Below are 11115 nucleotides of genomic sequence, written 5' to 3' on the forward strand. Positions count from 1 at the left end.
GGGGGGGGGGTAAATTTTACCCAAAAGCGCTCTTTTGACAAAGCCGATTTAAAAGCGGTAAATTTAAAAAAGCTCGGCAAAAAGGCCTTGTGAATTTACCTAACGAAGCAGCAAGGCTCTAAAATCGGCGGTAAATTAAGACGATAAAATTTAGCGAGTTTAAAAGCTTAAATTTATACCGCTAAAACGCGCGCTCCCGGCCAAAGCTCATCCACTAAGACTTAAAACTCGCTAAATTAGAGCGCAAATCAGGATTTAGCCTAGTTTTTGCTAAAACCTCGGCTACCAGCGCTCTAAGCCGCTAGCCCCAAATGTCGCCGATAAGCCCTCCTCACGCCCATCCGTATCGATCAGGCGGTAGCCTAACCCGATGGCCGTCTCTAGCGCGTTTTTATCTTTTGAGCCGTCAAATTTATCTGCGCTAAGCCAGGTAATCGGCATCAAAATTCTATTATTTAGCGTGAGATATGGGGTCATCGCGGCAAGCCTCTCACCGAGATTTTTCGCGCCGCTTAGATCTACTCCGTCCGTCAAATTTGCCGCACTAGTCTTGCAAGTCTGCTCGGCAAACAAATTAACTCCCGTAGCAAGCCCCGCCGCGCAGGTCGCAGCACCCTTTATGAACTCTCTTCTTTTCATGTTCGCTCCGTTTTTTGATTTATCGGTTGCTGCGCCAAATTTACAAACCGTGCGCCGAGCAAACCGTACCGCGCACAAATTTGTTTAAAATCACGGAAATTTAAATTTGAGTTGCGCCAAACGATGCCTGAAAAGCCGCATTTAAATTTATCCAAATGCGGCCGAGTAGAAATTTCGCACTCGCCAAACGCAGCCAAAGAGCTAAAAAGTCAAATTTATATCTCAAACGCGCACGAGCTTGGCTGTCCGCCTTCAAAACCCTTTTTAAACCACGTCATACGCTGCTTTGACGAGCCGTGCGTGAACGAGTCCGGCGTCACGCGGCCTTGGTATTTTTTCTGTAGCGCATCGTCGCCTATCGCGCTCGCGGCGTTTAGCGCCTCCTCGATGTCGCCGTCTTCTAGCATCTTGTAGCGCCCCATGTAGTGCGCCCAGACGCCCGCATAGCAGTCGGCCTGCAGCTCGACCTTGACTTGCAGCGCGTTTTGCTCTATAGGGCTTTTGATGCGCGATTTTAGCTCGTTTACTTTACCGAGTGTTCCTAGTAAATTTTGCACGTGATGCCCGACCTCGTGGGCGATCACATACGCCTGCGCAAAGTCGCCCGCGGCCTTGTATTTAGCCTCCAGCTCATCAAAAAAGCTAAGATCTAGATAGACTTTTTTATCCGCGGGGCAGTAAAAAGGCCCCATCTGCGAGCTAGCCGTGCCGCACGCGCTAGAAACGCCGTCTCTAAAAAGCACCAAGCTAGGCTCCTTGTACTGCGCGCCACCCGCCTTAAACACCTTGCTCCACACGTCCTCGGTCTGCGCCAGCACGGCTGAAACAAAGGCGACCTTTTCCTTCTCCTGCGGGCTATCTAGCGCCGCCCTTTGAGTGCCCGCGCCGCCGCCCTCAAGTAGCGCGAGAGGGTTAAAGCCCATAAAATACGCGACCGCGCCGATAACTAGCACCACGCGGCCGATGTTTGAGCCCAGCAAAAATCTGATAATCGGTATGAGTGCACCCAGCGAGCCCATGCTGTTTACGCTGTTTTGCCTTCTATCCTCGACGTTGTCGCTTCGTCTGCTGTCTTGCCATTTCATTTTTACTCTTTCATTTTAGATTTTGCGTTTAAATTTAGCCGCAGGTTTGCGCTATTTTTCTTGCCACTTGGAGCTAAATTTAGGGCGCATTTTAGCGACTATTTATAAATTTATCGCTTTAGCTCGCCGTTTCGCTCAAATTTGACGCGGTAAATTTGATGGTAAAAGTTGAGTTTAAACAAAGCAAAACGGCGCGGCACAAAATAAGCTCGCACAGCCGAGCCGTCAAATTTGAAGTTTCAAATTTAAAATCTAGCTCTAATCCGATCCAAAATTCGCTCAAAAATTCTCACCGCTAAGATCCCAAAAACTATACCGATGCCGTCTGCGACGATATCTAGCAGGCTGAAATAGCGGCCCGGCACAAACGACTGTACTATTTCTATCTGGATACCGTAAGCTAGCAAAATAGCGACCTTTGCGCCCAAATTTAACCTAGAAAAGCCAAAGTGCAAAGTAGCGTAAAGCACGGCGAAAGCGATGAAATGATTTGCCTTGTCCCAGCTGTTTTCGATGAGTTTTATCTGTGCTGGCGTGAGGGCTAAATACTCTATCGCTATTAAAAATATAACGAAAAATGCGGTGGAAATTTTAGAAAGATTCATGGATGTTAAGGGGTTATTTTAAACAAGAAGCGCCGCTTAGCGCTTCTAAATTTACTAATTTTATTCTACATCTTATCTTTTGCGGCGATACCCATCAGCCCTAGAGCCGTTTTTATCGAGAGCGCGACGACGGCGAAAAGCTTTAAAAGCTCGTCTTCGTTCTCGCTGCCTACGACGCGATTTTCGTTGTAAAACTTATGAAAATTCGCTGCCAAGCTCTTTAGATAGTCGCAAATTTTATTCATCGAGCGCGTGTTAAAGCTATCGACTAAAATATCGTTTAGCGTAAGCGCCTCAAATAGCAGATTTTTGCCGTCTTCGTTCAAATTTGCAAATTTCACGCCCGCGACATCGGCGACGTTTTTGCCGGCTTTTGCAAAAATTTGATTGATCCTTGCGTGCGCGTAATTGATATAAAATATCGGGTTTGAGCTATCCTCGCGCTTTAGCTCGTCCACGTCAAACTCTAGGTGCGTGTCGCAGCGCTTACTAAGAAACATAAATCTAAGCGCCTCGCAGCCGATCTCCTCGACTACGTCGCTCATCAGCACGACGTTGCCCGCGCGCTTGCTCATCTTGTAGGCTTCGCCGTCTTTTAGCAGGCTCACCATCTGCGAAAGTATGATTTCAAGGCGATTTTCGTCGTATCCAAGCAGATGCAGCGCGGCCTTCATGCGCGCGATATAACCGTGGTGATCGGCGCCCCAGATGTTGATACAGCGATCAAATCCGCGCCTAAATTTATCGTCATGATAAACCACGTCGCCGGCCAGATAGGTGCCGCGGCCGTCTTCACGCACGATAACGCGGTCTTTTTCATCGCCCACTTCGCTTGATTTTAGCCAGATTTTACCCTCGCTCTCGTAGATGCCGTTCTCGCTTTTTAGGCGATCTAGCGTGAGAGGGAGCTTGTCATAGTAGCTCTTTTCGCTAGCCCAGTTCTCGATGAAAATTTGCGCGTCGGCCAAATTTTGCTTGATCAAAACAAGCACCTTATCCTTGCCAAACTCGGCTAGCTCGAGATTTCGACTCTCATCGTAAAATATCTCTTTGCCGAATTTTTCTAGCGCTTCTTTTGCGATAGGCTCGATGTAGTCGCCGCGGTAAAATTTCTCCGGATACGCCACGCTCTCGCCGAACAGATTTTCGCGCGCCCAAAGCGAAATGGACGTACCTAGAAGCTCGATTTGATTGCCTGCGTCGTTGATGTAGTATTCAGTCGCGATATTTTCGCCGATGTGAAGTCCAACGCGAGCTAACGTATCGCCGAAAACCGCGCCCCTAACGTGCCCGATGTGAAGCGGACCGGTCGGGTTTGCGCTGACGTATTCGAGCAAAATTTTCTCGCCGCTAGTTGCGCCGCCTTTTGCGAACTCGCTCGGATTTGCAAGGCTAGCCGAGGCGAATTTATCCAAAAATGCAGGCTTTAGTTTAAAATTTATATATCCGTTTAGCGCCGTAGCCTCAAAAACTTCGCTATTTTCAAATTTAGACGCTAGCTCGGCGGCGATGGCTACTGGGGATTTTTTGAGCTGTTTTGCTAAGCTAAAAGTAGGCATCGCGTAGTGCGCCAAGCTCTTATCTTTTGGCTTTTCTAGCGCAAAGTCAAAGCTTGCGGCGCCTTTTATCTCGTTTATTACGCTTTTTTTCAACGCCTTTCCTTACGCGTTTTTAGCCGTATCTTCGGTCTTTGCGGCAGTTGCGGTTTCTTCTTTTTTCTCTTCTACTTTTTCTACGTTCTCGGCTTTTTTATCGTCTTCCATTTCCGATTTGAAGCTCTTTATTCCCTTACCTAGGCCTTTTGCGAGCTCGGGGATCTTTTTCGCTCCAAAAAGCAAGACCACGATAAGTAAAATAATAAGCAATTGTTGGACGCTTGGACCCATTTTTTCTCCTTTGATTTTCGTGATATTATCATAAATTTATCAATTATTCCAGTTTTTAATAATCTCTTCAACGTTTAAGCTTAACGTCCTTAAGCGCATCGAGCGTAAAACCCCGCGCAAATTTTCGTAGCAGCTTTGCAAGTCGTCGTTTACTAAAAAATAATCGTACTCCAAAATATGCTCCATCTCGCCGACCGCGTTTTCTAGGCGTTTTTGGATAGTTTGAGCGGAGTCCGTACCGCGGTTTGAGAGCCTAAAATTTAGCTCGCTTTTGTTCGCCGTAGTGATAAAAACGGAAGTGATTAGCCCGCCGAGCTTTGATTTTGCGATATTAAATCCTTGCACGTCGATATCAAAAATAGCTATTTTACCGGCATCTAACGCCCTTAAAACCGGCTTTAGCGAAGTGCCGTAGTAGTTATTATGCACGCATGCCCATTCTAAAAACTCGCCCTCGTCGATGCCCTTTTTAAACTCTTTTTCATCCGTAAAATAGTAATTAACGCCGTGCGCTTCGCCCTGTCTAGGCGCTCTAGTCGTAGTCGAGATAGAAAAATATAAATCCTTTTCCTCTTTTAAAAGACGGCTTAGAAGCGTACTCTTACCGCTGCCGCTTGGACCTGAGACGATTAAAATTTGCCCTTTCAACTACTTTTCCTCAAAGCTAATGCTGATTTTAATATTGAGGTTTTTTAGGGCTTCTCGTAGCTCGCCGTTTTGTAAGGAAGCTTCCAAATTTTTGGTTACCGCATCTGAAATTTGAGCCTTTATTTCGTCTATTTTTACGCTTTTATCTTGCGGCTCCGCTACTTCGCTTACGTCATATCCGCTCTCGTTTAACGCTAAAGCCATATCTTTTTCGCTAATCTGTTCGATTTGGCTGTATTTCTCTACATCAAATTCGACGGCACCGGCAGACTCGTTTTGAGCCTCTTTGTCTTCATTTGGTCCGGCTTGATCGCCAGACGTTAGCGCTTGCGCTTGTTCGTCCGCCGCAAAATCCTCGCCCGTAACCTCGTCATCTAGAATTTCTTGGGTTAAATTTTCATCATTTTTAGGCTCTTCGTTTTTTACGTCAAGCGCTTCGCCGTCCGTATCATCGACCAAAAAGTCCGCATCGTCTAAAATATCGTCTTTTATCTCTTGCTCTTTGTTTTCTTCAAATTTTATCTCATCGTCCGTAGCGGCGTCTTTTGGATACTCTTGCGCCGCTTCGTCGCTTATGGACATTTGCGACTCTTTATCGTCCTCTGACGCAAGCTCTACGCTTGGTTCCTTAGAGTTTTTAAAACCGGTATCGTTAGGCTTGGCGTCTAGTTCTACAAATCTCTCGTCCGCATCCTTGGCGTCTTTAGCCTCCGGCTCGCCGCTAGTAGCCTCAAATGCCTCTTCGTCCATGGCGTCTATCTCGTCGATTTGGTTCTTTATATCTTCTATGCTGTCGCCAAATGCCTCAAATTTAGCCTCTTGAGACTCGTTTTGCTCGGCTATCTCTTCTCCGGACTCGTCATCCAAATCAAGCCCGCTAAAATCCTCTTCTTTTACGGCTATTTCAAAATCATCGAGTTCACCTAGCGCTTCTTGCTCGTTTATATCTTCAAATTTATCGTTATCCGCCTCTGATTCGTCGAAATTTGGCTCATCCGCCTTGCTCTCAGGCTCTTGGCTCGCATCGTCCGTAGATTTAACCGTCTCGCCGGGCTCCTCAAAACCGGCTGCTTCGTCGCCGGATAAAACCGGATCGTCATCCAAAATACCATCTAAATCAAACTCGTCGGCATCGATAGGAGCAGGCTCTTCTTTAAATATTTCATCGCCCAAATCATCCATAAACTCAAATCCCTTTACCGACACTTCATCGTCTTGAGCCTCGGCCTTAGCCTCGCTAGCGGCCTCTTTGCTCTTGTTGGCCAGATCTTCGACGATAGCGATAAATTCGGTAGGCAAAAACGGCTTTGGCAGTATCCTATCGGCACCTTCGAAAGTCGGGGCGTTTTTAGAAGAAAGATATAAAATTTTGTTTGCAAATTGTTTTAGGTTCGTATCCTTAGCGTCCGAGTCGCTATCTACGATAAGCACGTCGCAAAGACCGTCAAGCTCGCCGGCGTTGCCGATCTGAGCGTATTCAAGACCGATTTTATCAAGCGCTAACGTAGCAAGGCGCGATACGGCCGGATTTTCGTTTATGATGACGATTTTCACGAAGTCTCCTTTTATAAACCTAAAGAGCATATTTTAAGATATTTTCCATTACTTCAAGCTTAGTTTTAGAAAAATAGCGACGGAAGGTCGTTGATAACGCGAAGCACCAGCTGCCTAAAAAGCTCCATCATACCAGCTAGTATCGCGATCAGCACGGCAAAGCCGATCGTGATCTTGATCGGATAGCCCACGACTAGCAGGTTAAACTGCGGCATCGTCTTCATGAGCATTCCAAAAATCAAATCAGAAAGCAGCGAAAGCGCCAAAATCGGGAAAGAAATGATAAATCCGAAAGTAAATAAATTTATCATGGACTTTGAGGCGTACTGCACGATATCAGGACTCGGGTAAAAGCCGCCCAGCGGAATGTGCGTAAGAGAATTTGAGATAAAAAGCAGGATAAGATGATGCCCATCGAAGGCCAAAAATGTCATAAGAGCGAGGAAATTTATGATATTTGAGATCACGGGCGAGCTGATACCCGTCTGCGGATCTAGCACCGTAGCCATCGAAAAGCCCATGATCATCGATATCTGCTCGCCTGCTAGCTGCAAACTAGCAAAAACGATGTGAAGCAGCAACCCCGCGCAAACACCCAGCGCCGCCTCGCTCACGATCTCGACGGCTAGATAGTAAATTTCGCCGTTTTTAATGCTAGCAAGCGGAAACAAAAATAGCGTGAGTAAAAACGAAAACGCGGTCTTGACGCTCATAGGGATCTGCTCGTGTCCGTAAAACGGGAAAAACAACATCAGCCCGCCGATACGCGCAAACAGTAGCATAAAGGTGATGACGCGCTCGGGCGCGAAAAACTCGACTAGTTCCACCTGACTCTTTCGTTTTTGATTTAAATTTTCGCATTCGGCTTGGTTTTCGTCTAAATAAATTTAGCTCGCGCTTCTAAAACCTAGCGCGGCTAACCAACCGATTTTCGTACGAAATCTATGGCTATTTTAGTAGAATTTACTTTTATTCGGGGTTAAATTTAGCTTGCTTATCGCAAAAATAGTTCGTGAAATTTAACCTTATTTTTATCGCGTTATTTTTAGTTTTTGCGTTACGCCGTTAATGCCTAATTTACGTTCCCTTTAGCTTACGACTACTTTGTCAAATCTCGCGGCCATATGTCTTTGCGCGGCATTTACTACTAAATAGACGGCTTGATTCCAAGCTTTGATTATGTAACCGCGCAAGGCAAAATTCGGCGACGAAAACGGCGTAAAATTATGATTTTATATTATAAAAATCTACGAGTACTTACGGTTAGACGCGCCGCTATTTTGACCTCCAAGGTCAAAGCAGTTTTGCGTTTTACTAAATTTAGGACTTAAACTCATCAAAGACGCTGCACGGATAAAACATAGACTTGTGGCACGTTTAGCGTTAGCAAAATGATCTATTTTTAAAATCCAAACGCCGTTACTAGGCTAAATTTGATGGCCGACTTTACCACAAAAGCAAAACGATAAAACAGTCAAAACAAGCTAAGGCAAAGCCGGCCTTTTCGTTAAATTTAAGCGGTTAAAGCTACGCACAAAAGCCGGGGCTGTTCCTGCCGGCGTTACTGCAAATATAGCGCCGCAACCGCTGCAATTTAATCAAAAAAATTAGGCCAAAATTTTACTAAATAATCAAGCTATCTACTCTACCTGGCAATATCGCCAAAGGCTAAATTTAGCAAAATAGCATACAGACTATTTGGCAAAAATATCAAAAAATTAAGCAAATTAACGCGAAGTTAAAGAGAGCTTTTTGTCCTCGAGGCGGTAAACCTCGTCGCATCTTTGCGCAAGCTCGTTGTCGTGAGTGACCAAAACCAGTGCCGCATCATTTGCTTTGATGTAGTTAAACAGCGTTTGCATCACTTCGTTTGCAGTCTGTTTGTCTAGATTTCCCGTCGGCTCGTCGGCAAATATCACGCGCGGCTTTTTGCAAAGCACTCTAGCGATCGATACGCGCTGCTGCTGCCCGCCGCTTAGCTCGCCTACTTTTTGATTCATTACGCCGTCTATCTTTAAATTCGACAAAATTTCATCGTCGATTTTTTGCGCGGATAAAACGGAAGCTAGCTCGATATTTTCGTGCGCACTAAAGCCTTTAAAAAGATAGTGCGCCTGAAAAATGATACCGAAATCAAATCTGCGGATACGCAAGAGTTCGTTTGCTGATAGATCGTAAAGCGACTTACCGCCGTAGATAACTTCGCCGTTTTTGGGTCGTAAAAGAGTAGAAAGTATGTGGAGTATGGTTGATTTGCCGCAGCCGCTGACGCCCGTTATAGCGCAGCTACCGCCGGCATTTACGCTTAAATTTACATCCTCAAAGAGCGTATAATCATACGCAAAGCCTAGATTTACGCCCTTTAAGATTTCCATTAAACTTTAGCCTATTTGTGCCGCAACTTCGGCCGCAAAGTCCTCGTTTTTCTTCTCTAGGCCTTCGCCAAGCTCGAAGCGAACGTATTTTACTACTTCGATCTTGCCGCCTAGCTCTTTGCCTTTTTCTTCAACGACTTGCTCGATAGTTTTTTTATCGTCCATTACGTAAAACTGTCCAAGTAGCGTAAGGCGCTGATCTAAAACAGTGTTGTCCGCATAAAATCTCTCGATCTTGCCAGGGATGATCTTGTCCCAAATTTTCTCAGGTTTGCCCTCGGCTTTTAGCTCTTCTTCGATCGCTTTTGTAGCCTTTGCAAGCTCTGCATCGCCTATTTGGCAGCGGCTAGCATACTCAGGGATGTGATGAAGCGGCTTGCCTAGGCGCTTTAGCTCTTCGTTATCTTTTTCAAGCTCGGCGCGAAGCGCGATAAATTCCTTCTCGACGAACTCTTTGTCAAGGTCTTTGTAGCTTATAACGCTTGGCTTCATAGCAGCTGCGTGCATACACAAATTTCTTGCGAATTCAGCCGCTTTGTTTGCGATTTCTGCGCTTTGGCAAGCTAGGCCGATTAATACGCCTACGCGGCCGTTTGAGTGTACGTAGCCATTTACTACGCCTTTGTCGTCCGCTTTTATAGTCTCAAAGCGGCGAACGACCAAATTTTCGCCGATAGTAGCGATCTGGGTTTTAAAATAATCTTCAAATTTAACGCCGTTGATAACGCTTGCGTTTAGGCTCTCGATGTCTTTTATCAAATTCGTTTGGATGTGAGCCGTAGTGTCTTTGGTCAAATTTTGAAACTGAGCGTTTTTAGCGACGAAGTCTGTCTCGGAGTTTATCTCGCTGATAGTTGCGGTTTTGCAGTGGTCGCAAACGACAACGCTCACAAGACCCTCGCTAGCTAGGCGGTCAGCCTTTTTAGCGGCTTGACCTAGACCTTTTTCGCGAAGGATATCGACGGCCTTTTCCATATTGCCGTTAGCCTCGGCTAGCGCCTTTTTGCAGTCCATCATTCCGGCTCCGGTTGATTCGCGGAGCTCTTTTACCATTTGTGCGCTGATTTCCATTACTCTTCGTCCTCGCTGAAGTCCTCAGAGAAGTCTTCGTTTACAGCCTCGTTTACGACTGCGTCTTTTTCGGCTTGGCTTACGGCCTCTTTGCCTTCTTCTAGCTCGCCGCCGTCTTTTTCAAGCTGAGAGCGTCCCTCGATGATAGCCTCAGCCATCTCTTGGCAGAAAAGCTGAACCGAGCGGATCGCGTCGTCGTTGCCAGGGATCGGGAAGTCGATAACGTCAGGATCGCAGTTTGTATCGATCGGAGCTACGACAGGGATTTTTAGGCGGTTAGCCTCTTGTACGGCGATTTTTTCTTTTACCGTATCGATGACGAAAATCATATCAGGCACGGTTTTTAGGTTTCTGATACCGCCTAGAGACGCTAGAAGCTTCTCTTTTTTGCGGCGAAGCATTAGAGCTTCTTTTTTAGTTAGTAAATTTATAGAGCCGTCTTCTTCCATAGCCTCGATTACTTCGAGCTTGCGGATAGATTGGCGGATAGTGCCGAAGTTCGTCATCATGCCGCCTAGCCAGCGGTGATTTACGTACGGCATGCCGCATTTTTCAGCGTACTCTTTTAAAGTTGCGCCGGCTTGCTTTTTAGTGCCTACGAAAAGTATAGTCTTGCCCTCTGCAGCCGCGTCGCGAACGACGTTATAAGTGTAGCGGAAGTAGCGGATAGTTTTTTGTAGATCTATGATATAGATACCTTTTCTTTCGCCGAAAATGAATTTTTTCATCTTCGGATTCCATCTGCGTGTTTGGTGTCCGAAATGAACGCCGCACTCTAGCAAATCTCTCATTGTTACCATGAGTTTTCTCCTTGTGGGTTTCCCCGAAATTTAGGTTTCTCCTCCACACCCATTAACATTTGTTTTTAACAAACGCAACCAAATTTTAGGACTGGTGTGTGTGAATTGAAGCTTGGATTATATTTAAAAATAGCTAAATTAAAGCTAAATTTAAGCGGCAAAAGCCATAAATGCTAGTTTAAATAGCCGATTAATTAAATTATATGTTTTTTTTGATATAATCCCCCAACTTTTTAAAGCGGTTTTAAGTTTAGATGCGGACTTAAATTTTATTAATCAAACTTTTTAGGATTTATTTGCCGAAGCCAAAAGGCTGATATGCCTTAGATGCTGAGCGGTAAATAAAATTTAACCCGTTTTAAGCCTATAAGTATAGAACTTTTAGCTTTTTAACCCACCTTTAAGACGTCAAACCATAACTAAGAACATTAAAAGGAGTCCACATGGCAGTA

Annotated in this window: 11 protein-coding genes; all 11 read right to left on the bottom strand. The window is 45.5% G+C overall.

Features of this window, described 5'->3' with window-relative positions; genetic code table 11:
• Positions 1-282: 282 nt before the first annotated feature.
• The 11 genes from QZ157_RS10350 to rpsB all read right to left on the bottom strand — a co-directional run bounded on the left by QZ157_RS10350 (position 283) and on the right by rpsB (position 10663).
• Positions 283-639, bottom strand: coding sequence for a hypothetical protein (locus QZ157_RS10350; protein WP_295145311.1), 357 nt, complete (start codon positions 637-639; stop codon positions 283-285).
• A 215-nt stretch (positions 640-854) separates the two neighbouring features.
• Positions 855-1724 (bottom strand): neutral zinc metallopeptidase, encoded by an 870-nt coding sequence (locus tag QZ157_RS10355; protein WP_295145313.1) that lies wholly within the window; start codon positions 1722-1724, stop codon positions 855-857.
• 245 nt (positions 1725-1969) lie between these two features.
• Positions 1970-2329: a VanZ family protein gene (locus tag QZ157_RS10360; RefSeq protein ID WP_295145316.1), complete on the bottom strand. Its 360-nt coding sequence runs from the start codon at positions 2327-2329 to the stop codon at positions 1970-1972.
• Positions 2330-2394: 65 nt separating this feature from the next.
• The gene (gene argS / locus QZ157_RS10365; protein WP_295145319.1) at positions 2395-3981 is read right to left on the bottom strand and encodes an arginine--tRNA ligase; all 1587 of its coding nucleotides are present in this window, start codon (positions 3979-3981) and stop codon (positions 2395-2397) included.
• Between the two features lie 9 nt (positions 3982-3990).
• Positions 3991-4215 (bottom strand): twin-arginine translocase TatA/TatE family subunit, encoded by a 225-nt coding sequence (locus tag QZ157_RS10370; protein WP_002952710.1) that lies wholly within the window; start codon positions 4213-4215, stop codon positions 3991-3993.
• A 39-nt stretch (positions 4216-4254) separates the two neighbouring features.
• Positions 4255-4863 carry a guanylate kinase gene (gene gmk / locus QZ157_RS10375; protein ID WP_295145322.1) on the bottom strand — a complete coding sequence of 203 codons (609 nt, stop codon included), beginning with the start codon at positions 4861-4863 and terminating at the stop codon, positions 4255-4257.
• Positions 4864-6417, bottom strand: coding sequence for a saccharopine dehydrogenase (locus QZ157_RS10380; RefSeq protein WP_295145325.1), 1554 nt, complete (start codon positions 6415-6417; stop codon positions 4864-4866). It abuts the gene before it with no gap.
• Positions 6418-6482: 65 nt separating this feature from the next.
• Complete coding sequence (fliR, locus tag QZ157_RS10385) at positions 6483-7244, bottom strand: flagellar biosynthetic protein FliR (protein WP_295145328.1); 762 nt, start codon at positions 7242-7244, stop codon at positions 6483-6485.
• 900 nt (positions 7245-8144) lie between these two features.
• The gene (locus tag QZ157_RS10390) at positions 8145-8792 is read right to left on the bottom strand and encodes an ABC transporter ATP-binding protein (RefSeq protein WP_295145331.1); all 648 of its coding nucleotides are present in this window, start codon (positions 8790-8792) and stop codon (positions 8145-8147) included.
• Positions 8793-8798: 6 nt separating this feature from the next.
• Positions 8799-9863, bottom strand: coding sequence for a translation elongation factor Ts (tsf, locus tag QZ157_RS10395; protein ID WP_295145334.1), 1065 nt, complete (start codon positions 9861-9863; stop codon positions 8799-8801).
• Entirely contained in the window at positions 9863-10663 is an 801-nt protein-coding gene (gene rpsB, locus QZ157_RS10400) for a 30S ribosomal protein S2 (RefSeq protein ID WP_122861894.1), read from the bottom strand. The genes tsf and rpsB overlap by 1 nt, the downstream gene beginning before the upstream one ends.
• Positions 10664-11115 lie beyond the last annotated feature (452 nt).

The sequence above is a fragment of the uncultured Campylobacter sp. genome (assembly GCF_905372745.1).
GTDB lineage: Bacteria > Campylobacterota > Campylobacteria > Campylobacterales > Campylobacteraceae > Campylobacter_A.

Bases quoted from the DNA above. Each gene is read 5' to 3' on its own strand.
- QZ157_RS10355 (WP_295145313.1), bottom strand. From the start codon at position 1,724: ATGAAATGGCAAGACAGCAGACGAAGCGACAACGTCGAGGATAGAAGG.
- QZ157_RS10350 (WP_295145311.1), bottom strand. From the start codon at position 639: ATGAAAAGAAGAGAGTTCATAAAGGGTGCTGCGACCTGCGCGGCGGGG.
- QZ157_RS10360 (WP_295145316.1), bottom strand. From the start codon at position 2,329: ATGAATCTTTCTAAAATTTCCACCGCATTTTTCGTTATATTTTTAATA.
- QZ157_RS10390 (WP_295145331.1), bottom strand. From the start codon at position 8,792: ATGGAAATCTTAAAGGGCGTAAATCTAGGCTTTGCGTATGATTATACG.
- rpsB (WP_122861894.1), bottom strand. From the start codon at position 10,663: ATGGTAACAATGAGAGATTTGCTAGAGTGCGGCGTTCATTTCGGACAC.
- QZ157_RS10370 (WP_002952710.1), bottom strand. From the start codon at position 4,215: ATGGGTCCAAGCGTCCAACAATTGCTTATTATTTTACTTATCGTGGTC.
- tsf (WP_295145334.1), bottom strand. From the start codon at position 9,863: ATGGAAATCAGCGCACAAATGGTAAAAGAGCTCCGCGAATCAACCGGA.